Source organism: Desulfobacterales bacterium (genome assembly GCA_034003325.1).
GTDB lineage: Bacteria > Desulfobacterota > Desulfobacteria > Desulfobacterales > JAFDDL01 > JAVEYW01.
Map to the genome: position 1 here is coordinate 213,577 of JAVEYW010000001.1, position 20,610 is coordinate 234,186.

Annotated in this window: 31 protein-coding genes and 1 pseudogene; 3 read left to right on the forward strand and 29 right to left on the reverse strand. The window is 47.2% G+C overall.

What is annotated here, in order from left to right:
* Positions 1-2,280 (reverse strand): tetratricopeptide repeat protein, encoded by a 2,280-nt coding sequence (locus RBT11_00905; protein MDX9785314.1) that lies wholly within the window; start codon positions 2,278-2,280, stop codon positions 1-3.
* 464 nt (positions 2,281-2,744) lie between these two features.
* On the opposite strand from RBT11_00905, the gene RBT11_00910 reads away from it, so the two are divergent.
* The gene (locus RBT11_00910) at positions 2,745-3,152 is read left to right on the forward strand and encodes a hypothetical protein (GenBank protein MDX9785315.1); all 408 of its coding nucleotides are present in this window, start codon (positions 2,745-2,747) and stop codon (positions 3,150-3,152) included.
* A gap of 48 nt (positions 3,153-3,200) precedes the next feature.
* Here RBT11_00910 and RBT11_00915 read toward each other — a convergent pair whose 3' ends face one another.
* Both RBT11_00915 and RBT11_00920 read right to left on the reverse strand, forming a co-directional pair.
* Positions 3,201-4,604 (reverse strand): sigma-54 dependent transcriptional regulator, encoded by a 1,404-nt coding sequence (locus tag RBT11_00915; GenBank protein MDX9785316.1) that lies wholly within the window; start codon positions 4,602-4,604, stop codon positions 3,201-3,203.
* A 124-nt stretch (positions 4,605-4,728) separates the two neighbouring features.
* The gene (locus RBT11_00920; protein MDX9785317.1) at positions 4,729-5,601 is read right to left on the reverse strand and encodes a methylenetetrahydrofolate reductase; all 873 of its coding nucleotides are present in this window, start codon (positions 5,599-5,601) and stop codon (positions 4,729-4,731) included.
* A gap of 423 nt (positions 5,602-6,024) precedes the next feature.
* Here RBT11_00920 and RBT11_00925 point away from each other — a divergent pair, with 423 nt between their 5' ends.
* The gene (locus RBT11_00925; protein MDX9785318.1) at positions 6,025-6,711 is read left to right on the forward strand and encodes a TIGR04283 family arsenosugar biosynthesis glycosyltransferase; all 687 of its coding nucleotides are present in this window, start codon (positions 6,025-6,027) and stop codon (positions 6,709-6,711) included.
* A 74-nt stretch (positions 6,712-6,785) separates the two neighbouring features.
* Here RBT11_00925 and RBT11_00930 read toward each other — a convergent pair whose 3' ends face one another.
* Entirely contained in the window at positions 6,786-7,250 is a 465-nt protein-coding gene (locus tag RBT11_00930) for a SoxR reducing system RseC family protein (protein ID MDX9785319.1), read from the reverse strand.
* 99 nt (positions 7,251-7,349) lie between these two features.
* Positions 7,350-7,703, reverse strand: a complete 354-nt coding sequence (locus RBT11_00935) for a DRTGG domain-containing protein (protein MDX9785320.1) — start codon at positions 7,701-7,703, stop codon at positions 7,350-7,352.
* Between the two features lie 307 nt (positions 7,704-8,010).
* Here RBT11_00935 and RBT11_00940 point away from each other — a divergent pair, with 307 nt between their 5' ends.
* Positions 8,011-9,093 (forward strand): sensor domain-containing diguanylate cyclase, encoded by a 1,083-nt coding sequence (locus RBT11_00940; GenBank protein MDX9785321.1) that lies wholly within the window; start codon positions 8,011-8,013, stop codon positions 9,091-9,093.
* A gap of 240 nt (positions 9,094-9,333) precedes the next feature.
* On the opposite strand, the pseudogene rplQ reads toward RBT11_00940, so the two are convergent.
* The 24 genes and pseudogenes from rplQ to rpsS form a co-directional block, all read right to left on the reverse strand.
* Positions 9,334-9,705 (reverse strand): annotated as a pseudogene (gene rplQ / locus RBT11_00945) (50S ribosomal protein L17).
* Positions 9,706-9,713: 8 nt separating this feature from the next.
* Positions 9,714-10,733 (reverse strand): DNA-directed RNA polymerase subunit alpha, encoded by a 1,020-nt coding sequence (locus tag RBT11_00950; protein ID MDX9785322.1) that lies wholly within the window; start codon positions 10,731-10,733, stop codon positions 9,714-9,716.
* A gap of 108 nt (positions 10,734-10,841) precedes the next feature.
* Positions 10,842-11,471: a 30S ribosomal protein S4 gene (rpsD, locus tag RBT11_00955; protein ID MDX9785323.1), complete on the reverse strand. Its 630-nt coding sequence runs from the start codon at positions 11,469-11,471 to the stop codon at positions 10,842-10,844.
* A gap of 59 nt (positions 11,472-11,530) precedes the next feature.
* Entirely contained in the window at positions 11,531-11,917 is a 387-nt protein-coding gene (gene rpsK / locus RBT11_00960) for a 30S ribosomal protein S11 (GenBank protein ID MDX9785324.1), read from the reverse strand.
* A gap of 40 nt (positions 11,918-11,957) precedes the next feature.
* The gene (gene rpsM / locus RBT11_00965; protein ID MDX9785325.1) at positions 11,958-12,338 is read right to left on the reverse strand and encodes a 30S ribosomal protein S13; all 381 of its coding nucleotides are present in this window, start codon (positions 12,336-12,338) and stop codon (positions 11,958-11,960) included.
* 19 nt (positions 12,339-12,357) lie between these two features.
* Entirely contained in the window at positions 12,358-12,471 is a 114-nt protein-coding gene (gene rpmJ, locus RBT11_00970) for a 50S ribosomal protein L36 (protein MDX9785326.1), read from the reverse strand.
* Positions 12,472-12,555: 84 nt separating this feature from the next.
* A complete protein-coding gene (gene infA, locus RBT11_00975) occupies positions 12,556-12,774 on the reverse strand; it encodes a translation initiation factor IF-1 (protein ID MDX9785327.1) in 219 nt (72 codons plus the stop codon).
* A gap of 30 nt (positions 12,775-12,804) precedes the next feature.
* Positions 12,805-14,103: a preprotein translocase subunit SecY gene (gene secY / locus RBT11_00980; GenBank protein ID MDX9785328.1), complete on the reverse strand. Its 1,299-nt coding sequence runs from the start codon at positions 14,101-14,103 to the stop codon at positions 12,805-12,807.
* Between the two features lies 1 nt (position 14,104).
* A complete protein-coding gene (gene rplO / locus RBT11_00985; GenBank protein MDX9785329.1) occupies positions 14,105-14,545 on the reverse strand; it encodes a 50S ribosomal protein L15 in 441 nt (146 codons plus the stop codon).
* Between the two features lie 2 nt (positions 14,546-14,547).
* Positions 14,548-14,730, reverse strand: coding sequence for a 50S ribosomal protein L30 (gene rpmD, locus RBT11_00990; GenBank protein MDX9785330.1), 183 nt, complete (start codon positions 14,728-14,730; stop codon positions 14,548-14,550).
* Between the two features lie 15 nt (positions 14,731-14,745).
* The gene (rpsE, locus tag RBT11_00995; GenBank protein MDX9785331.1) at positions 14,746-15,246 is read right to left on the reverse strand and encodes a 30S ribosomal protein S5; all 501 of its coding nucleotides are present in this window, start codon (positions 15,244-15,246) and stop codon (positions 14,746-14,748) included.
* 23 nt (positions 15,247-15,269) lie between these two features.
* Positions 15,270-15,638, reverse strand: coding sequence for a 50S ribosomal protein L18 (gene rplR, locus RBT11_01000; protein MDX9785332.1), 369 nt, complete (start codon positions 15,636-15,638; stop codon positions 15,270-15,272).
* Positions 15,639-15,764: 126 nt separating this feature from the next.
* Positions 15,765-16,304: a 50S ribosomal protein L6 gene (rplF, locus tag RBT11_01005; GenBank protein MDX9785333.1), complete on the reverse strand. Its 540-nt coding sequence runs from the start codon at positions 16,302-16,304 to the stop codon at positions 15,765-15,767.
* 14 nt (positions 16,305-16,318) lie between these two features.
* Positions 16,319-16,717: a 30S ribosomal protein S8 gene (rpsH, locus tag RBT11_01010; GenBank protein MDX9785334.1), complete on the reverse strand. Its 399-nt coding sequence runs from the start codon at positions 16,715-16,717 to the stop codon at positions 16,319-16,321.
* 69 nt (positions 16,718-16,786) lie between these two features.
* Positions 16,787-16,972 (reverse strand): type Z 30S ribosomal protein S14, encoded by a 186-nt coding sequence (locus tag RBT11_01015; protein MDX9785335.1) that lies wholly within the window; start codon positions 16,970-16,972, stop codon positions 16,787-16,789.
* 47 nt (positions 16,973-17,019) lie between these two features.
* On the reverse strand, positions 17,020-17,559 hold the full coding sequence (rplE, locus tag RBT11_01020; protein MDX9785336.1) for a 50S ribosomal protein L5: 540 nt from the start codon (positions 17,557-17,559) through the stop codon (positions 17,020-17,022).
* Between the two features lie 22 nt (positions 17,560-17,581).
* A complete protein-coding gene (gene rplX / locus RBT11_01025; GenBank protein ID MDX9785337.1) occupies positions 17,582-17,896 on the reverse strand; it encodes a 50S ribosomal protein L24 in 315 nt (104 codons plus the stop codon).
* Positions 17,897-17,940: 44 nt separating this feature from the next.
* Complete coding sequence (gene rplN / locus RBT11_01030) at positions 17,941-18,309, reverse strand: 50S ribosomal protein L14 (GenBank protein ID MDX9785338.1); 369 nt, start codon at positions 18,307-18,309, stop codon at positions 17,941-17,943.
* A gap of 21 nt (positions 18,310-18,330) precedes the next feature.
* On the reverse strand, positions 18,331-18,573 hold the full coding sequence (gene rpsQ / locus RBT11_01035; protein ID MDX9785339.1) for a 30S ribosomal protein S17: 243 nt from the start codon (positions 18,571-18,573) through the stop codon (positions 18,331-18,333).
* A gap of 35 nt (positions 18,574-18,608) precedes the next feature.
* On the reverse strand, positions 18,609-18,803 hold the full coding sequence (rpmC, locus tag RBT11_01040; GenBank protein MDX9785340.1) for a 50S ribosomal protein L29: 195 nt from the start codon (positions 18,801-18,803) through the stop codon (positions 18,609-18,611).
* Positions 18,803-19,216, reverse strand: coding sequence for a 50S ribosomal protein L16 (gene rplP / locus RBT11_01045; GenBank protein MDX9785341.1), 414 nt, complete (start codon positions 19,214-19,216; stop codon positions 18,803-18,805). The genes rpmC and rplP overlap by 1 nt, the downstream gene beginning before the upstream one ends.
* A gap of 4 nt (positions 19,217-19,220) precedes the next feature.
* Positions 19,221-19,889 (reverse strand): 30S ribosomal protein S3, encoded by a 669-nt coding sequence (gene rpsC / locus RBT11_01050; GenBank protein MDX9785342.1) that lies wholly within the window; start codon positions 19,887-19,889, stop codon positions 19,221-19,223.
* A 13-nt stretch (positions 19,890-19,902) separates the two neighbouring features.
* Complete coding sequence (rplV, locus tag RBT11_01055; GenBank protein MDX9785343.1) at positions 19,903-20,253, reverse strand: 50S ribosomal protein L22; 351 nt, start codon at positions 20,251-20,253, stop codon at positions 19,903-19,905.
* A gap of 15 nt (positions 20,254-20,268) precedes the next feature.
* On the reverse strand, positions 20,269-20,550 hold the full coding sequence (rpsS, locus tag RBT11_01060) for a 30S ribosomal protein S19 (protein MDX9785344.1): 282 nt from the start codon (positions 20,548-20,550) through the stop codon (positions 20,269-20,271).
* Positions 20,551-20,610: the final 60 nt, after the last annotated feature.

The window sequence follows — 20,610 nt, forward strand, 5'->3', positions numbered from 1 at the left end:
TCATAGGTCTGCCAACTTCTTTCGTGCATCCGCCGCACCCGCAAAGTCATTATCTAATTTCAACGCGTTTTCCAGCTCGGTTTTGGCCCGAGAGATATCCCCCTTTCGAAGATATGAAAGTCCGAGGTGATATTTTACGGAGGCACTCTCCGGCATACGCTCCAGACTGTCACTGAATTCTTGAATCGCGCTATCGTACAATCCCTTCTGGTAATAAATCCATCCGAGCGTGTCCATGATTCGCGGATCACCAGGGGCCTTCTCCTTTGCGGCCTGCGCCAATTTCAAGGCTTCATCCAAGCTCTCTTGTTTTTCCGCCAGCAGGTATGACAGATTATTCATAGCAGGAACCGAATTCGGATTAATCTCAAGCTCGGCCCTGTAATGTTTTTCCGATAAATCGAATTCTTTTCTCGCGTCATAAATCGTTCCCATCATCAGATTCAAACCGGCTTGCCGGGGATTTTTCTGCAAGCCAGCTTCATATTGCGCAATCGCTTTGTCGGCTTTTTTTTCGGAAAGATACAGCCGCGCCAAGGAAAAATACGGTCCCATATAATTCGGACCTTTTTCCAATGCCTTCAAATAAGCATTCTCCGCGGCGTCCGCATTGCGACTTCGCAGAAACAGCTCCCCTTTCATACTGTAGATCACCGCTTGAATCGTCGGCTCATCGCCCACCTTCTCCATCTGCGCATCACATCTGGATAATGCTTTTTCAATCTCATGCTTTTCAACGTGTAACGCCACGATATTGGCCAGTACATCCATCAGCTTCGGGTTAAGAGACAAGGCTTTTTCAAACTGACGCATCGCCTCCTTCGATTTTCCGTCAAGCCGATAAACGGCCCCAAGTCTGGCATATCCAATCGGATTCCCTGGATCTTTTGCAACTATCTCTTCAAAAAGGGATTTCGCTTCCGCCAACTCCTTTTTCGCCAAATGAATGTTCCCAAGCAATAATTTGGCCTGGAATTGATTGGGCCATGTATTTAATACCTCCCGGCATTGCTGTTGCGCCAAATCAAAATCACGCTCCCGGTAATGAATATCACCCAACAATAGTTTTGCCTTAAAATGGTTCGGTGCTAATTCAATGGCTTTTGAAAGCGCGATCTTGGCTTCCGAAAGGTCCTTGGCACCAAAATGGGCCAACCCCTTGAGGTAACGAATAGCTGCGGCTTTGGGTTCTTCAGTTGCCAATCGACTCAGAAGCGAAATGGCCTCTTTAAAATCACTTTTCACAATCAGCAATTCACTTTTCAGCATAAGCGCCGGAAAATAATTTTGATTGTTGATCAAAATCTCTTCAAGCGTGCGCCCCGCCTTCTCGATCTCCCGGTGTCTCAGGTAATGCTCGGCAAGGGCATTTTTAACACGCATGTCATCCGGTTTTTTCGAAAGCGCCCGATGATACATGTCCAGCGCTTTATCCGCCTGATTGGTCTGGTCATAAAATTTCGCGATAATGATAAACGGGCTTATCGAATCTCCGCCGAGCGCCACGGCTTTGAGCAAAGCGGCTTCCGCAGCATCCCATTTTTTACGCCGGGTCAGCAATTCCGCCTGTATAACATAAAGGTCTATATTTCCTGGATGATCTGCGATCGCAGTCGCAATAACCGTCTCGCACTGATCAAACGCCTTTTGCATTCGATATAAGTTGAACAGGGATAAGCGCAACTCGACAGCATCCGGAATGATAGCAATGGCTTTCGTTAGCAACGCCTCGGCACCGGACGTATTTTCCTGCCGTACCATAACCCGGGCCAACCCGAGATAAGCTGTCGCCTGCTTTTCATTGATTTGAAGAACCTGCCGGTAAATGGTTGCCGCTTCGCCCAGAGCGCCCGCCTGCTCTTTTATTCCGGCCTGAAGCAAAAGCGCCTCGATGTTATTCGGCGCCGTTTTGAGAATATGCGCTATCTTTTTCGATGCGTCATCGGGCTTTTTCCCCAAAATAAGAAAAGTCGCCAATTTAAGCTGCGCATCCATGTCGTCGGGCGCAAGCCTTTCAACCTCGGAAAAGGCATTATATGCCTCCTGCGCTTTTCCGAGCTTGAGATAGGTCTCGCCGAGCAGTCTATGCGCATCGGTCAGTTTCGGATCTATCTGGAGCGCATTTTTAAATTCCAGCTCGGCATTCTTATATTCACCTTTTTCAAGGTATTGCGATCCGTTCTGCAAATGCGCAGCCTTTTTCTCATCCTTGGACGCACATGCAGAAAACACCCATAACGATATCGCCATTAGGCATAGCAGCTTCGTTCTTAGACGCATTTAAACCCTCCTAATTTCACAAACAGGAGCACCGGCAACTAATTTTGCACAGCCCCACACACGTGAAAAACAAATAAGACAAGACAAATTTGAGGAAATACTGGTTTCCCAAAATTAAACGGCCTTAGTTCAGCACAATGCATGACACGTTGTCAATTGCCGATTGAAGCCCCCCTGAAAACGAATCAAAATTGAAGTTTATTAGGCTCTCCCGAGAAGGGCTGCCGTCCCATCTAAATGAAAATTACTTACCATTTCGTAATTCAAATCACTTCAGCCCCCCTTTTCGAAAAAAATTCGCTCAATTCAGCCAAAATCCCCTGGCTCGCCTTTTTTGTTACAGCCGGAATATGTCAGGATAACCGACGGGGGCCAGGAAAAAGTTGCAGTTGGCATTAAAATTGCTGTGTAATAAAAAAGCACTGTTCAGGCCTGATGAGGTATCATGAGTATTCGGAGGTTTTATGGAAATCATACCACTTTCAATCCCCTATTTGGTATTGTCTACCCAGCAACACATAGACGGCCGACGGCAAATCCATACGCGAACACCTTTCGGCAGTGTCGACATATCCGTCAAGCGGCTTGAAGGGGTGAATAATCCGCCCCTATTCGATGTAACAGTTGAGGGTGATTTGGAAACATGGGTTTTAGATCAACAAATGCCGGCTGCATTTAAAAATGCGCTTTTTAAAATGGTTGGGAAAATGGCCGTAACACACAGCGGTTGGTCTATTCACAAGCAATGTCGGCTTGCCGTCAATTTTAAAGGGGCAGCAAAGACCGTTACAATGACCGGTGACTTAGAGCCCTCTGATTTTATATGGCAGACAGAGGCATTCGCATCGGATTTTCACCACCATTGCGCTTAGCAGCGCAACCGCCAGTGCCGCTTAGGCATAGGAAATAATAAAACAATATCATTCCCTGTGCTTGCGCCACCGAGGGTGGCGAATAGCATATTTGTTAATCTTATAATTTAAAGCGCGGGGGCTGATACCAAGATATTTAGCCGCCTCTTTTTGAATCCACAGGCATTCTTCCAATACTTTGACAATGGCCTCCTTTTCCTGCATAGCCAGGGAGGGGCTCGCCGAAGAAACGTTCACCGGCTCCGAAGCAGAAGCCTGCCTGACGCGTTCCAGCGGTTCAGCTGCGGGTAAACTCTCTTGGGTGATGAAAAAACTATCGGCAAGGATGGCCGCGCGCTCTATCGCATTGGCCAGCTGTCGAATATTTCCGGGCCATGCGCGTTCTTTCATTGATGCAAGGACATCCGGCAAAAACCCGTCAATCCGTTTTCCAAGCGATCGACTAAATTTTGAAAGCAGTGCCGCCGCCAGAGGCTCTACACACAACGGCCGTTCTCGAAGCGGTGGTAACCGAACGGAAAGCACATTGATACGGTAATAAAGATCTTCTCTGAACCTACCCGACCCTATCATGGATTCCAAATCACGGTTCGTTGCCGCGATCACACGCACATCAGACCGTATCGTTCGGTTTCCCCCAACCCGCTCAAATGCTTTTTCCTCCAGTACGCGCAACAACTTGGCCTGGAGCGACATACTCATTTCACCGATTTCATCCAAAAAAAGTGTCCCGCCATGTGCCTGTTCGAACCGCCCGACGCGCTGCTTATCCGCGCCGGTAAACGCACCCTTTTCGTGACCGAACAATTCGCTTTCCAGAAGCGTCTCCGGAATATTGGCACAATTTACCTTTATAAATGGTCGATCTTTTCGATGACTGTTGAAATGAATCGTGCCGGATAAAAAGCTCTTTCCAGTTCCCGTCTCTCCAGTCATCAGAAGGGTGGTATCGGTCTGCGCAAACTTTCGAAGGGTATCAAGAATAGCCTTCATGTTGGGGGATTCGGCCACCACATGGTCAAAGTTGTATATGACATCCTGTTCATGCCGCAGGTAGTTTATTTCATTTTTAAAATTGCGATCAAGCAACGCCTGTTTCACCACATGGCGAATCCGTGCGGAGCTAAACGGCTTCACGACAAAATCAAACGCCCCCTGCTTGATCGCCTTAACCACCAATTCCGCAGTCTCCGATTGGCTGGTAATAATAACGGGAATATCCGGCACGGTCAATTTCATCCAGCGCAGCAACTGAAACACACCACTTGAGGCAGAGAGAAGGTCAAGAAGTATAACCTGGAATTGCTCCGATTGGATTGCCACCTTCGCATCTTTATCATCTCGAAAAATCAGATCATAGTCCCCGGCAAGGGCTTCGGACAGCACCTGTTGCCAGTCAGCATCTTTTTCAAAAATGAGAACGGGACTTATGAGTGGGATCAATCTCTTCATTTCATAGCCTAATCCGGCAAAGCCGGATGCTGGAATGCTGGGAAGCCGGTAAACTGGGATGCATAATAAAAGCCATTAAAACAGTTCCCGCCAAAACCAACGGCAGGAAAACGCGAGTCGACCGCTATGCCATGGCCGCGATTATCTCGGGCAGGCGATGTTCCCATCCAATCGTCGAAAGCATCACTCCTGAAAACCCAGCCGACTTAAGGGTCAAAACCGTTTCCGCTGCGATATGGATACATTCCCGGGCCTTATCCGGTGCTTTCGTTATCCGCTGAATCACACTATCCGGGATATGCACATGGGGCAAATGACGTTGTACATACCGGGCCATCCCCATGGATTTTAGCAGCAATACCGTCGGAATAACGCGAACATTCAAGCCAGAAACCTGTGACATGAAGGGTTGAACAGCTTCAACTTCAAAAACAGGGGGAATGATGAAAAAGTTGGCACCAGCATCAATTTTAAGCTTCATATCCGCAAGTTCCCGTTCGAGAGGCTGGCCTTTAAGTCCGGCGTTAACCATTGCCCCCACCGTAAAAATCGGCGCGCCGTCCAACTCGATTCCGGCCATATCTTTGCCGGATTGGAGTTTAGCGACGACATGGAGCAATTCCAATAATTCGATATCATAAACGGCGCGGGCTTGGTGATGATCACCATAACTCGGCGCCTCACCCTGCACCGCCATGAGATGGGTAATGCCCGCGGCAGAAGCTGCCAAAAGATCCGCCTGCAGCGCTAACCGGTTTCGGTCCCGGCAACAAACCTGCATAATGGTTTCAACCCCCTTGTGCTGCAATATCATAGCCGCACCCAAGGCGCTCATCCGCATGACGGCATTGCTCATTTCGGGAACCACAAATGCATCCACAGCCCCTTTTACCCGAAGGACGCTTTCAACCATCCGTGCGGCATTAGTCCCTTTGGGAGGTTCCATTTCGGCAAGAATGACAAATTCTTTTGCATTCAACTTATTCCCTAATCCCATCGGCGTTCCTCCTCAAATCGGTGTCAAGGCCAGTGTCGTTACGTAAGCGCGCTTAACATTATTTTATGAATCCCATTTATTTACTTAACACCTTTATTATTGAGACACTAAATTAGTCAAGAAAAAAAGCCCGTTGACCAAGGCAATCGCATGTGGAAATAAACCGCCGGGAGTGAAAGCCTTGAGGGGATCGGATGGAAGCTGCGGCACTGTTTGAACGCGTTCCGCGTGAGTTTGCCGCAGCTGGAATCCGATTTTTCTCAAGGCTGAAGCGGGCTATGGGGCACATGCGATTGCCCTGGCCCGTTGACTATATCGATTGACATTAGCGCAAGTTTTCAGATACTGCTCAACCATAATCGAATACGATTTTCCGGTTTTTGGAATTTCTATTCATGACGTTTTTTGTGAAAACCCCCAGCCATGGTTCCTAAAATTTCAGTGATAATGCCAGTGTATCGGGAAGAGAAAACGATCCAACGAACGCTGTCACATCTCACAAGCATCAACAACTCAGAATATATAGAAATAATTGTTGTAGACGGCCAGAGCGGCGGCAACACGCTGCATGCCGTCTCGGAACCCCGAATAAAAAAAATAATCGGGCCCAAAGGCCGCGGCGCCCAAATGAACTGTGGTGCAATGATGGCCACCGGCAACATACTGCTGTTTCTGCACGCCGACACCTTGTTACCCTACAACGCTCTGGAAGCTATCTGTTCCGCAGCGAGAAAACCCCATATTGCCGGCGGCGCTTTTAACCTGGGCATCGACGGGGAAAAAAAGCGTTTCCGGTTAATCGAAGCAACAGTTCGTGCACGAACTCGGCTCACCCGCATTCCTTATGGGGATCAGGCCATCTTTATCAAAAAAGCCGTCTTCCATAATCTCGGCGGCTACCCCGAGATTCCCATTATGGAAGATGTTGCGCTGATGCGTCGCATCAAAACACAGGGAATGAAAATCACAATCCTTCCCGCTTGCGTCCTCACCTCCGCGCGGCGATGGGAAACGGAAGGCATCTTCTACTGTACGCTGCGAAACTGGTTGCTTTCTGCTCTGTTTTCCGCCGGAGTGTCAGCCGCCAGGCTTGCGCACCTATATCCATGACGGATCAATGAACAAGTCCATTTTGAGCATGGGGAAAAAGCATCGAAATACGCCGCCAGGTGATAAGGGTAGGATTAATCCCGCAAGGCACTATCGGCAGAAGCGGCTTTATGGACGATTTTGCTGATTTTCGGCTGATATTCATTTTTTTTCAAAAACGCCCCACTGCCCCACCGAACGATCAAAAACGCCAACCCGAAAAATCCAAAACCACCCAGTGCCGAGCCCGCTGCTTCACTGATATGGAAAGATGATGAAAATTTCTGGCCCAATACCGCACCGACAATCAGCAATATAATAGGGAAAATATAAAGGAAAAATGAGATCCCCATCAACTTTCCGGTGTCAAAACCTATCTGGACCCTGTCCCCGGAAATGGCACCAATACTGTTTAAAACCTCGACTTCCATTTCCTTGCCGCCGCCGGAGCCTTGGCAGGCATCTCTTGACCCGCAGGACTCACAAGCGGAACTGCGCTGAGTTTTAACCCATGCCAGATTATTTAACGTCCGAACCACAATGCCTTCTTCAGTAGCCAAATAAAACGCCTTTCTGTTGAGTCAGAAAACGACAAAGCCGTTTTCAAATTAACGACCGAATACCATTAGATAGGTCATCGGAGCCAATCACGTTTTCTTTTACCAGGCCCCATCCAGGCCCCTCATGCCATTCATATATAGTCGACCGCTGGCTACAAATAGGGATTCGCGTGTTAGTAACACCGGCAGATCGTACGTTTTGGCCAGTGTCAGCATACTCGGCGTCGGCCGCTTTCCCCGAACGAAAACAACCGCGCTCACGCCAATCACTTTGGACGCCCGAATAACTTCTTCAGAAATAACGCCAGTCATCAGCAAAGCATCCTTAGCCACAGCCGCAAGCACATCTTCCATTAAGTCAGCGCTGCCGGCACCGACTACGACCCGATCCATATGTTCATTACCCACGAGCACATCGGCATTCAATATATCACTCACCTCAGACAGCTTCATTGCAAATCCGCACCCCCTTATATAGCCTATATAACTTTGATTCGAGCCGGCACATCGGCTTCAACGTTATGATTGAAACATCTTCTACAGCGTTCAGCATGTCATGCGCCCCCTCGCCGAACAACATTTTCCATTCCCAACGTCACCCACGCAGAAAGCGTGTTCACGAGCCTTGGCCCACCCCATATCAGTGCTAAAATTTCACAATAACATAAAAAAGTCAACGCCATCGTAAAACGAAGCGCTGAACTTTCTTGACAGGAAAAAATAAATTGTTCATATTTTAACACCATCTTATCCGCCTGCCATGCATTTGCATTACACCAGGATCAGTTTGCTCATGAATGATATCGAATCCCTTTTAAAACTAGTCGAAGAAAACGAGGTAATCGCTCGAAAATTTCACGAAATCGAGACCCGGGTTTTATCCATTTTGAACTTCGCCGACCTCTTTGAGGTGCTATTAACCGAGATCAGAGAAAAATTCCAGATCCCCTACGTCTGGCTCGCACTGATAGAAAACAGTGAAGTCCCTGAACTGATCCATGCTTTGGGTGATTCGGATCTTTTAAAATCCAGTGTTCGAATTGTTAATAAGAAAACCTTTCATTCGCTGGTACCGACGGACTGTGTGCCGTTATTGATAAATTCCGATTTAATGCGGTTTGCAAGTCTTTTTCCGGAAAGCAGAAATTTTCTGGTTGGCTCCATGGCCATAGCGCCGATCACGTTGGATGGCGTTATCATCGGCAGTCTTAATCAGGCCGACTTTTCAGTCACCCGCTATGCACCCGGCATTGACACCAGCCTTCTGGAAAGACTCGCATTGAAGGTCTCCCTTTGTCTTGCCAATGTGACCGCCCATGAAAAACTCGTTTACCTCGCTTTTCATGACCCACTGACGGGTCTTTTAAACCGCCGAGTCATGGAATCCATTTTAAAAAGAGAATTTTTTCGTGCTAAACGCTATCACGCTTCTCTTTCGATCGTTTTCCTGGACCTTAATGATTTTAAGCGTGTAAATGATAATCTGGGGCATCAGGTAGGGGATCTGTTGCTCCAGCATTTCGCAAACTGCCTGACGCAACTGTTTCGAAATTCCGACGTAGTGGCCCGATTCGCCGGTGATGAATTCGTGCTAATTCTGCCGGAAACAACTGCAGAAAAAGCAGAAAGTCTGATGCTTAGAATCGAATCATTTCTGGCTGAAAGCCCTTTGGAAGTGAATGGAAAAAGCGTTCCTGTCAGCATCAGTTTCGGTATCGCCTCTTCGGAAGAGCCCAATATTAAAGATGCAGATTCGCTGCTGCGTGCAGCGGACAAACGCCTTTACGATATGAAGGGACAAAAAGCGCCGGCGGTATCGCTTGAAAGAAGCCAAGGCTTGTAAAAAAAAACCCCTTTTTAAAAAAGGGGCTTTTAAATATCAGACATAAATTTTTTAGTCGTTTTTTATCGGCGCGTCACCGGCATCGGCTTTCAAATCCTCAGCAGATGCTTTAATGTCGCCGGAAACGCCTGTTTCCATATTTTCCTGCTTAGCACTTTGGTGAACGGCTTCTTTCTCTGCAGGAGCGGTAGGCGCCTTAAGTTCTTTCTCCTTTTCCTCTTTTGCCGTCACGCCCTTCTTTTCGGCTTTCCCTGATGGTTTTGCCACCAATTCAATCAAAGACATGGGTGCGGCATCACCAGCCCTTCGACCGATTTTAACAATCCGCGTATATCCCCCTGCAGAACCGGAAAATCGCTCTCCAGCTTCTTCGAACAATTTATGAACCACATTTTTTTCCATCACAATCGCCAGGGCCTGACGTCGAGCGTGAAGATCGCCCTTCTTTGCCAGCGTGATCACATGGTCCGCCCATCGCCTGATCTCTTTCGCCTTCACATCGGTGGTTCGTATCTTGTCATGTTTCAAAAGGGAAGTGACCATATTTCGGAACATGGCGTTCCTGTGGCTGCTACTTCTCCCAATTTTTAAAGCTATTTTGCAGTGTCTCATGGAATCAATTATTCTCCTTCTTCGGTATCGTCCTCTGGCGGATCGAACCCGTCAAGCTTCATCCCAAGGCCAAGTCCCATATCACTTAACACCTCCTTAATCTCATTAAGCGATTTTCGGCCAAAATTTTTGGTTTTCAGCATCTCGGGTTCCGTCTTGCTGACCAGCTGATATATTTTATGTATGTCCGCATTTTTCAAACAATTGGCACTCCTCACGGACAGTTCCAGCTCCTCCACGCTTCGATACAGGTTTTCGTTGAAGTTCGAGGATTCCGCGTTTCTTTCTCGTTTTATCTTTTCAGGCTCGCGCTCTTCATCAAAATTAATAAAAATGCTCATCTGCTCTTTAAGAATTTTACTGGCATAGGCAACAGCATTTTCAGGATGAATACTGCCATCGGTCCAAACCTCAAGGGTCAGCTTGTCATAATCCGTCTTCTGCCCGACCCGTGCATTGCCGACAACATAGTTTACTCTCTTAATCGGCGAAAAAACCGCATCAATCGGAATCGTTCCGATAGGCGCTTCTTCGTCCTTATTGTCTTCAGCGAGTCTATACCCTTTACCAATATGCGCAATCATGGTCATTTGCAATCGCGCGTCCGCCCCCAGAGTAGCAATTTTTTGTTCGGGATTTAAAATATCACACCTGCCATCATCGCTCGTTATATCCCGAGCCGTCACAATCCCTTCACGCGAAATATCCAAATGAAGCACCTTGGGTTCGGTGTCGGTGACTTTCAATCGAACCTCTTTAAGATTTAATATGATTTCGGATACATCTTCAAGAACACCGTCAATCACGCTAAATTCGTGCATCACATTTTCAAATTTCACCGACACAATGGCTGCACCATACAAAGAGGACAGAATGATCCGGCGAAGAGCGTTCCCAATGGTAATACCAAATCCCCTCTCCAGCGGTTCACAAACAAACTTCCCATAATTAGAGGAGCTGGTAACCTGGACTTTTTCCGGCTTGATAATAGACTGCCAGTTTTTATAAATTAGATCATTCGTTGACATGGGCTATTCTCCGGATTCTTTGAAACTGTAGATGAAGAGAAGCGCTACACTACAACACACGCTTTGTGAATTTTCGATCTTTTGCTATCCGTTTCCGTCCGGTCAACATTATTTCGAATAAAGCTCTACAATCAACTGTTCTTGAATCGGCATAGTGAAATCTTCACGAACCGGTGCTGCCTTGATAACACCGGAATACTTCTCTTTTTCAATTTCAAACCACTGCGGGAGCCCTCGCCGAACGACAGCCTCGAGCGACTCATTAATTGCTTTCATTTTTTTGCTTTTTTCCCGAACTTCAACCATATCACCGACTTTGACACGATATGACGGAATATTTACTTTTTTACCATTTACGAGGAAGTGATTATGTCGCACAAAGTGTCTCCCTTGAGTCCGGGAGTTTACAAACCCCATACGATAAACCACATTATCCAAACGTTCTTCCAGTAATACCAACAGGTTTGTGCCGGTAACGCCCTTCATTCTATCCGCTTTTTCGAAGAGAAGGTGGAATTGTTTCTCCGAAAGCCCATACATCCTTTTTACTTTTTGTTTCTCCCGAAGCTGTATACCATAATCGGATATTTTCCCGCGTCTATTCTGGCCATGTTGTCCGGGGGCGTAGCTACGCCGATCAAACGCGCATTTATCCGAGTAGCATCGGTCGCCCTTTAAAAAAAGTTTTAGGTTTTCACGTCGGCAGAGCCGGCAAACCGAACCTGTATATCGTGCCAAATCTTCCTCCTTATTTTCAGTTTTGGCTCATCAACTGTTGCTTTGCAGTTAATGCAAGCTTAAACCCTACGTCTCTTGGGCGGCCGGCATCCATTATGGGGAATCGGCGTAACATCCCGAATAGCTGTCACCGTAAATCCGACAGCCTGCAAGGCGCGTAAAGCGGACTCACGCCCAGAACCCGGCCCTTTTACAAACACCTCAACATTTTTCATACCGTGTTCCATCGCCTTTTTAGATGCATCTTCCGCAGCGAGTTGAGCGGCAAAAGGTGTGCTCTTTCTGGACCCTTTAAACCCCTGAACACCGGAGCTGGACCAGGAAACCACGTTTCCGGCGGGATCGGTAATCGTGATAATGGTGTTGTTAAATGTTGACTGAATGTGAACAACGCCACTGTGAATATTTTTCTTTTCTTTTTTTTTCGTCCGGGTTCTTTTAGCCATGTATCTTAATCCTGTCTCCGGTCCTGTCTCCGGTTATAAACTACTTCTTAACGGCACCTTTTTTCTTAACCGCTGCGCGTCTGGGGCCTTTTCGAGTTCGGGCGTTGGTCTTGGTACGCTGACCATTAACGGGTAGCGATTTTCGGTGTCTTAGGCCGCGGTAGCATCCAAGATCCATGAGCCTCTTTATGTTCATGGATACTTCGCTCCTGAGTTCGCCTTCCACCTTATGCTCGCTGTCGATCGCCTTACGAATATTGTTGATTTCATCCTGTGTCAACTGATCGGTTTTGGTATTCGGATCTATATTGAGGCTTTCGAGTATCTTCTGAGAAGATGATCGTCCAATACCGTAAATATAGGTGAGCCCGATCTCAATGCGTTTTCGATTGGGTAAATCTACGCCCGCGATTCTTGCCACTTGTTCCTCCTATTAAAAACTATCCTTGTCGCTGTTTGTGCCGTTTGTTTTCGCATATGACACGGATAACCCCTTTTCGTCGTATTACCTTGCATTTGCTGCAAATTTTTTTTACAGATGCTCTGACTTTCATGGGTTCAACTCCTTATATTTCTCTGTTGCAGCACAGTGTGTGATGATGGCGCACGGATTCCATCTGCTGCCTTTATTTCTTTTCTTATTTCGATCGGTAAACAATCCGGCCGCGTGAAAGATCATACGGCGAAAGCTCCATCGTCACCTTGTCCCCGGGAAGTATTTTGATAAAATGCATTCTCATTTTCCCGGAAATATGCGCCAAAACCTGGTGTTTATTTTCCAATTCCACTTTAAACATCGCGTTGGGCAAAGTCTCCAAAACGACGCCTTCAACCTTAATGGGCTCATCTTTCGCCATGCATGACCTTTCCTGTCTTTTTCAGGACGACTAGCGGCGCCCCCGCACTCTAGCACCGCTTTTTTTCAAAAATCCATCATAATGTCTCGATAGCATGTGAGATTCCATCTGCGCGATGGTATCTATAGCAACACCGACCACTATCAGAAGAGAAGTTCCGCCGTAATAGAACGGTACGTCAAACTTACTAATTAAGATGGTGGGCAGCACACATATGGCAGATACGTAAATGGCTCCGCCAAGAGTGATACGGGTTAGCACCCGGTCAATATAATCAGCAGTCCGTTTTCCAGGACGAATACCGGGAATAAACCCGCCATGTTTTTTCAAATTATCCGCCACGTTTTCCGGGTTAAAGGTAACGGCGGTATAAAAATAACAAAAGAAAAAGATAAGCCCGACATATATCAAATTATATGCGATGTGTCCCGGAGAAAGCGCATCTGCAGCCGTTTTTAACCAGGGAATCGTAATAAAACTAGCCGCTGTCGCAGGAAACATCATAATTGAAGAAGCGAAAATAGGTGGGATAACGCCGGAGGTGTTAATTTTAAGCGGCAAATGTGTGCTCTGCCCTCCGTACATCCGCCTTCCCACTACGCGCTTGGCATACTGAACGGGAATTCGTCGTTGCCCCTGTTCCACAAATATTATGAAACCAAGGACGGCAATCATCAACACCAGCAAAAGAATGACGAGAAAAATCCCGATCTCTCCAGCGCTTAGTAGCCGCACCGTATTCCCGATGGCGCTAGGAATGGCGCAAATTATCCCGGCAAAAATAATTAGCGAAATCCCGTTTCCGATGCCCCGCTCAGTTATCTGTTCGCCGAGCCACATAATAAAGGCTGTACCGGCAGTTAGTGTTATGACGGTCATCAAGCGAAAAGTCCATCCGGGATTAATTACCGTCCCCATCTGCTCCAGACCGACGCTGATCCCGAAACCCTGAATCACACTAAGGACAACAGTCCCATAGCGGGTATACTGGGTAATTTTCTTTCTCCCCTGCTCCCCCTCTTTGGACAATCGTTCCAGATAAGGAATCACCACCGTCATCAACTGAAGGATAATCGAGGCGCTAATGTAAGGCATAATCCCCAAAGCAAACACGGAGAGGCGTTCCAATGCACCGCCGGAAAACATATTGAACAAACCAAGGATCGTTCCGGAAGCTCTCGCAAAAAGCTCAGCAAGTGCTTTACTGTCAATGCCGGGTGTGGGAACATGGACACCAATCCGGTAAACGATCAGAAGACCCAGCGTGTAAAGAACCCTTCTTTTCAATTCCGGGATTTTGAAAATATTCTGGAATCCACCAGATACCATATTATATTTCCTCGACACTTCCGCCGGCAGCCGTGATTTTTTGGCCGGCGTTCTTGCTCACCTGGTTAACCTGAATCGTAACGGGAAAATCGATCTCGCCTTGTCCCAAAAGCTTAATGCCGTCGAATTGCCCCTTTACCAATCCTGCCGCCATGAGCGCGGCCGAATCAATTCTGCTTCCGCTTTCAAATTTTAGAAGATCTCTGATATTGATGGTAATAATATTCTTTTTAAAAATATTGGTGAACCCTCTTTTCGGCAGCCGCCGATGAATCGGCATTTGCCCACCTTCAAATCCGGGTCTCACGCCTCCACCGGAGCGGCTTTTTTGCCCCTTGGTGCCCCGAGCAGCCGTTTTTCCGGCACCGGATCCTACACCACGCCCCAGTCTTTTCCGGCCGCGATTTGCTCCCTTTTCCGGAGCTATCTCATTTAGCTTCATTCTTACTTCTCCTCGGCAGTAACAAGATGCTTTACGGCCTGAATCATCCCAATTACAGCGGGATTAGCCTCGCATTCAACCTCTTGGCTGATTTTTCTCAACCCCAGGCCACGAAGAATTTTCCTTTGTTTTTCCGGGCGGCCAATCATGCTCTTGACCATTTTTATTTTTAAGGTTTTCGCCATGCTTCTATTTCCTGATTAGAGTTCATCGACTGTTTTACCGCGGCGTTCCGCCACTTGCTCTTTGCTCTGAAGTTGCGAGAGCCCCTCAATAGTCGCTTTTACGACGTTGTGCGGATTATGGGTTCCCATACATTTTGTAAGAACATTTTGAATGCCGACGGCCTCAAGTACCGCCCTTACGGCACCGCCCGCTATCACACCGGTTCCTTTGCTGGCGGGCTTGAGCAACACCTTACCGGCGCCGAACCTGCCGATCGCCTCAAATGGAATCGTTCCCTCGATCAAAGGCACTTTAATCATGGTCTTCTTTGCCTTTTCAACCCCTTTTCGAATGGCCTCAGGAACCTCACCCGCTTTCCCGAGTCCAAATCCAACGGAGCCGTCGCCGTCACCTACCACCACAATCGCACTAAAACTAAATCGCCGACCGCCTTTTACAACTTTGGCAACTCGGTTGATATGAACCACTTTATCAATAAGCTGATTATCTTCTCTTTCCTGCTTAAACAAGGCCATGCCTCCTTTACCCTGTGAATTGCCTAAAAGTCCAATCCTGCTTCCCTGGCACCATCCGAAACCGCCTTAACCCGTCCGTGATAAAGAAATCCATTTCGATCAAAGACGACCTTGGCAATACCTTTTTCTTTGGCCCGTCTTGCAACCAACATACCGACAGCCTTTGCAACGTTGCTTTTGCCCGTAAGACTGTCGTCCCCAAGAATTGTCTTTTCAGTGCTGGCGGAGGCAGCCAGCGTATTGCCCGTCGTATCATCAATAATCTGAGCATAAATATGTTTTATACTTCTAAAAACACTTAGCCGCGGACGGGAAGCGGTTCCGAACACTTTTTTGCGAACCCGCAGCTTGCGTTTATTATGAGACAGTTCTTTTTTGTTTGCCGTTTTCATCTTGTTATCCCCGTACTGCTAAAATGGCTAAAATGCCTTCCGTATCCGTTCAGTGGCTTAATTTCCACGTCCATCGGTTTATTTTTTCCGCCCAGCGGCCATTCAATATAGCCGAAAACAATGCAGTTATTTGGTGCCCGTCTTGCCGGCTTTGCGATTAATATGCTCCTCAGCGTACTTAATCCCCTTCCCTTTATAGGGTTCGGGCGGCCGTAACTTTCTGATGGAAGCAGCCGTCTGTCCAAGCTGCTCACGATCAATTCCGGAAAGTTTGATCACCGTATTTTTTTCAACTTCAGCGGAAATCCCTTCCGGAAGTTGAAAACCGATCGGATGAGAATAGCCAAGGTTAAGATTGATGACATTGCCGCTGACTTCGGCCCGGTACCCGATGCCGTTAATTTCCAATACCCGCTGAAATCCGGAAGAAACGCCAGTCACCATATTTGCCACCAGACTTCGAACAAGCCCTTGAAGCGCACTGGCCTCTCGCCCTTTAGTAACCGGAATCACCTTGAGCACGCCGTTGTCGATCTGTAGATCCACCCCCGGGTGAATGGCACGATGCAAGGTTCCTTTTTCACCCTTGACTGTTACCATACCATCCTTGAACTCAATTTTTGCCTTTTCAGGTATCGGAATCGGCAGTTTGCCTATTCGAGACATTAGAAACTCCTCTATTACCAGATTTTACAAAGGACTTCACCACCGACGTTCTGCTTACGTGCCTGTTTGTCGGTCATGATGCCTTTTGAGGTCGATATAACAGCAACGCCCATACCATCTAAAACCGGCTTGATGTCTTTGCCCTTAAAATACACTCTGCGACTCGGCTTGCTGATACGCTGAATACCGAAAATCGCATGACGCTGATCCTCGCCATATTTAAGGTACACCTTCAGAATGCCTTGCTTGTTGTCTTTCACGAATTTGTAATTACGAATATACCCTTCGTTTTTCATCAACTTCGCAAGCTCTACCTTAATTTTCGCCCCAGGAATTTCAACACTGTTGAATTTCGCTTTTCCGCCGTTTCTGATCCTGGTTAGCATATCGGCGATCGGATCACTCATTGACATCGTATTCTCCGTACTTTGAATTCGCTGTTTGTTAATACTGCACTTTAATGGTGGAAAGCTCCAAAGTAATTACCAACTGGACTTAATAACACCGGGGAGTCTTCCATGTGATGCCAAATCTCGAAAACAGATTCGACAGATACCAAATTTCCGCATATACGCCCTGGGTCTGCCGCACATGGGGCACCGGTTGTATCCCCGAACCTTGAATTTCGGTTCTGCCTGGGCTTTGTTCTGAAGCGATTTTTTAGCCAAACTATCCTCCTTGTAACCGTCGAACCAACGATACCCTTCGCGCCGATTTAATTTCGAAACGGCATCCCGAGCAGTTTTAGCAGTTGCTTGCCTTCTTCATCGGTCTTTGCGGATGTTACAATCGTAATATTAAGACCTTTGATCTTATCAATTTTATCGTAGTCAATCTCGGGAAAGATAATATGTTCCTTAATGCCCAGTGAATAATTGCCATTGCCGTCCATCGCCTTTCCCGAAATTCCTTTGAAGTCTCGCACACGGGCTAAGGCAATATTGACCAGTTTATAGAAGAAATCGTACATACGGTCCCGACGAAGCGTCACTCGGCAGCCGATGGGCATCCCTTCCCTCAATTTAAACGCCGCAATGGATTTTCTGGCCCGGGTAATCACGGCTTTCTGCCCGGCAATCGTACTCAATTCCTCAACGGCTGATTCCAGAAGTTTGACATTTTGAATAGCCTCACCAAGCCCCATGTTCAACACGATTTTCTCAAGCCTCGGGACCTGCATGACGTTTTTATACCCAAAGGTCTCGGTCAATTTGGGGGCTATCTCATTACAATATATTTCTCTTAACTGCGACATAACACTCCTCCGGCTCCGTGCCTTATGCGTCGAGTTGTTCAGCGCATTTCCGGCAGATCCGCATTTTTTTGCCGTCTTCCAGTATCTGCATTTTGACACGAGCCGGCGCCATGCATTTATTGCACAAGAGCATCACATTGGATAAATCAATCGGCGCTTCTCGCTCGACAATACCCCCCTGACGGTTTTGCGCATTGGGTCGTGTGTGGCGTTTTACCTTATTAATATTTTCAACAAGCACACGGGCTTTTTTACGATCGGTCTTTAGGACCTTACCAATTTTCCCCTTGTCCTTGCCGGCAATAATTTTAACCTTGTCATCCTTTTTTACGCGCACTTTATTTATCAGCATAATTCACTTCTCCGCATGGCAGCATTCGCCTAAATGACTTCCGGCGCCAAGGAAATAATTTTCATAAACCGCTTGGCCCTTAGCTCTCTTGCGACCGGCCCGAAAATACGCGTTCCAATCGGCTCCCGGTTTTGATTTATCACCACCGCCGAGTTATCATCAAACCGAATGAATGACCCATCCGGACGACGAATCGCCTTTTTGGTGCGCACCACAACCGCTTTGAGTACGTCACCTTTTTTCACCTTTGCATTCGGTATCGCTTCTTTCACCGATACGACGATAATGTCGCCGATACTGGCATACCTCCTCCGGGAGCCACCGAGCACTTTAATGCAACTCAGTATTTTCGCGCCGGAATTATCAGCCACTGTCAATCTGGTCTCTGCCTGAATCATTTTATTTGCATTCCTTTTCCATCAAACAGCTTTTTCAATTATCTGACTGACGCGCCATTTCTTGGTTTTGCTCAAAGGCCTCGATTCGGTGATGATAACCTTATCCCCGATCTTGCAAGTGTTGTTCTCATCATGAGCAGCAAATTGGACTCGCCTTTTAATATATTTTTGGTACAGACGATGTTTGACCAACCGTTCAATTTTAACGACAATGGTCTTTTCCATTTTGTCGCTGACAACGACTCCGGTCAGCTGTCTTTTCATTCCTCTTATTTTCATGGCGCTCACTAATTGTTTGATTACGGTTGAATTTCTTTTTGTCGGATAATGGTCTTGACCCTGGCGATTTCGCGTTTAACCGATTGTAATTTCGAGGTATTCTCTAACTGTCCGGTACCGTGCTGAAATCGTAAATTAAACAATTCCTGCGTTAGATCGAGTTCTTTGCGCGATATCTCATCAAGGCTCATTTCCTTGAGTTCAATAGCCTTCATTACCCTTCGCTCCTCTCTATAAACCTAGTCTTCAATGGAAGTTTGTGTGCGGCAAGCCGAAGCGCTTCTTTTGCCATTTCACGGTCAACACCTTCCATTTCATAGAGGATTCGACCTGGGCGAACAACGGCCACCCACCCCTCAGGAGGCCCTTTCCCCTTGCCCATTCTGACTTCCGCGGGCTTTTTGGTAATCGGTTTATCCGGAAAAATACGAATCCACATTTTTCCGCCCCTTTTAACATGGCGCGTCATAGCGACACGGGCAGCCTCGATTTGTTTCGAGCTGATATACCCGCATTCAATTACCTGCAATCCGAAATCGCCAAAATTAAGGTTGGCGCCGCGGGTGGCCGCACCTCTCATTTTGCCCCGCTGTTGTTTTCGGAATTTTACCCTCTTTGGACTCAGCATGTCCTTATACTCCTATCGGCGATTGCGCGCTCAGTTCCGTCTCATTTTTCTTTAAAATTTCACCCTTAAAAATAAACACCTTTACCCCGATGATCCCATAGGTGGTTCGCGCCTCGGTAAATCCATAATCGATATCAGCCCGAAGGGTGTGCAGCGGCACTCTTCCTTCCTTATACCATTCCGTACGGGCCATTTCAGCCCCGCCCAACCGACCGGCGCATATAATCTTCACGCCTTGAGCCCCGAAACGCATCGCGCTTGTCACCCCTCGTTTCATAGCACGCCGAAACGCCACACGACGTGTAATTTGCATGGCAACACTTTCAGCCATTAATTGGGCATCCACCTCAGGTTTTCTGACTTCCTGAATATCGATGGAAACTTCCTGTGTAATCGTCTTCTCGATGTCCTTTTTGAGTTGCTCGATTTCGGACCCTTTTTTACCGATCACGATCCCGGGTCTGGCTGTAAAAATTCTGAGCCGAATCCGTTTGGCGGATCTTTCTATCTCTATCCTGGAAACACCGGCATGGTAGAGTTTTTCTTTTAAAAATTTTCGAATATTGAAGTCTTCAAGGATATAATCCGAGTAATTCTTATCAGAATACCACCGGGATTCCCAGGTTTTGACAATACCTAATCTCATTCCAATCGGATTTACTTTCTGGCCCAAACTGCTTCCTCCTTTATAACACCTTTTCGTCCGATAAAGTGACGGCGATATGACTCGTCCGCTTTAGAATGCGGCTTCCCCTTCCGCGCGCTCTTGCCGTGAATCGCTTCAACATTGGCCCCTGATCCGCCGTAATGTTTCTTATAACCAGGGAATCCACATCAACACCGGGTTTTTGATCGGCATTCGCCACCGCACTGGTAATAATCTTCTCCAATATTCTGGCACTTTTTTGCGGCATAAACTTGACTTTCTGCAGACCCGTTTCAACCGGCAATCCCTTGATCCCCCCAACCAGCATACGTACTTTTTGCGGTGAGATGCGGGCATATCTTAATACGGCTCTTACCTCCATACCAGACATTCTCCAATCTCCAATTTACTTCTTAATTTTGGTTTTTTTATCGCCGGCATGTCCATAAAACGTCCGAGTCGGAGAAAATTCGCCCAGTTTGTGCCCGACCATATTTTCCGATACGAACACCGGCACGAACTTTTTTCCGTTATGAACGGCCAGCGTGATGCCCACCATCTCCGGAACAACCGTAGAGCGTCTGGACCAGGTTTTAATCACCCGATTAGACCGACTCTCCTGTGCGGTAACCACTTTTCCCATCAGTTTGGGCTCAATATAAGGACCTTTTTTTAACGACCGTGGCATATTTTCTCCTGATTTCGCCTTCTATTCGTATTTCCTTGGCTGCTGCACCATCGCCGCCAC

Coding starts and splice junctions, on each gene's coding strand:
- RBT11_00905 (MDX9785314.1), bottom strand. CDS start 2,280: ATGCGTCTAAGAACGAAGCTGCTATGCCTAATGGCGATATCGTTATGG.
- RBT11_00910 (MDX9785315.1), top strand. CDS start 2,745: ATGGAAATCATACCACTTTCAATCCCCTATTTGGTATTGTCTACCCAG.
- RBT11_00915 (MDX9785316.1), bottom strand. CDS start 4,604: ATGAAGAGATTGATCCCACTCATAAGTCCCGTTCTCATTTTTGAAAAA.
- RBT11_00920 (MDX9785317.1), bottom strand. CDS start 5,601: ATGGGATTAGGGAATAAGTTGAATGCAAAAGAATTTGTCATTCTTGCC.
- RBT11_00925 (MDX9785318.1), top strand. CDS start 6,025: ATGGTTCCTAAAATTTCAGTGATAATGCCAGTGTATCGGGAAGAGAAA.
- RBT11_00935 (MDX9785320.1), bottom strand. CDS start 7,703: ATGAAGCTGTCTGAGGTGAGTGATATATTGAATGCCGATGTGCTCGTG.
- RBT11_00940 (MDX9785321.1), top strand. CDS start 8,011: ATGCATTTGCATTACACCAGGATCAGTTTGCTCATGAATGATATCGAA.
- RBT11_00950 (MDX9785322.1), bottom strand. CDS start 10,733: ATGTCAACGAATGATCTAATTTATAAAAACTGGCAGTCTATTATCAAG.
- rpsK (MDX9785324.1), bottom strand. CDS start 11,917: ATGGCTAAAAGAACCCGGACGAAAAAAAAAGAAAAGAAAAATATTCAC.
- rpmJ (MDX9785326.1), bottom strand. CDS start 12,471: ATGAAAGTCAGAGCATCTGTAAAAAAAATTTGCAGCAAATGCAAGGTA.
- infA (MDX9785327.1), bottom strand. CDS start 12,774: ATGGCGAAAGATGAGCCCATTAAGGTTGAAGGCGTCGTTTTGGAGACT.
- secY (MDX9785328.1), bottom strand. CDS start 14,103: ATGGTATCTGGTGGATTCCAGAATATTTTCAAAATCCCGGAATTGAAA.
- rplO (MDX9785329.1), bottom strand. CDS start 14,545: ATGAAGCTAAATGAGATAGCTCCGGAAAAGGGAGCAAATCGCGGCCGG.
- rpmD (MDX9785330.1), bottom strand. CDS start 14,730: ATGGCGAAAACCTTAAAAATAAAAATGGTCAAGAGCATGATTGGCCGC.
- rpsE (MDX9785331.1), bottom strand. CDS start 15,246: ATGGCCTTGTTTAAGCAGGAAAGAGAAGATAATCAGCTTATTGATAAA.
- rplR (MDX9785332.1), bottom strand. CDS start 15,638: ATGAAAACGGCAAACAAAAAAGAACTGTCTCATAATAAACGCAAGCTG.
- rplF (MDX9785333.1), bottom strand. CDS start 16,304: ATGTCTCGAATAGGCAAACTGCCGATTCCGATACCTGAAAAGGCAAAA.
- rpsH (MDX9785334.1), bottom strand. CDS start 16,717: ATGTCAATGAGTGATCCGATCGCCGATATGCTAACCAGGATCAGAAAC.
- rplE (MDX9785336.1), bottom strand. CDS start 17,559: ATGTCGCAGTTAAGAGAAATATATTGTAATGAGATAGCCCCCAAATTG.
- rplN (MDX9785338.1), bottom strand. CDS start 18,309: ATGATTCAGGCAGAGACCAGATTGACAGTGGCTGATAATTCCGGCGCG.
- rpsQ (MDX9785339.1), bottom strand. CDS start 18,573: ATGAAAAGACAGCTGACCGGAGTCGTTGTCAGCGACAAAATGGAAAAG.
- rpmC (MDX9785340.1), bottom strand. CDS start 18,803: ATGAAGGCTATTGAACTCAAGGAAATGAGCCTTGATGAGATATCGCGC.
- rplP (MDX9785341.1), bottom strand. CDS start 19,216: ATGCTGAGTCCAAAGAGGGTAAAATTCCGAAAACAACAGCGGGGCAAA.
- rplV (MDX9785343.1), bottom strand. CDS start 20,253: ATGTCTGGTATGGAGGTAAGAGCCGTATTAAGATATGCCCGCATCTCA.
- rpsS (MDX9785344.1), bottom strand. CDS start 20,550: ATGCCACGGTCGTTAAAAAAAGGTCCTTATATTGAGCCCAAACTGATG.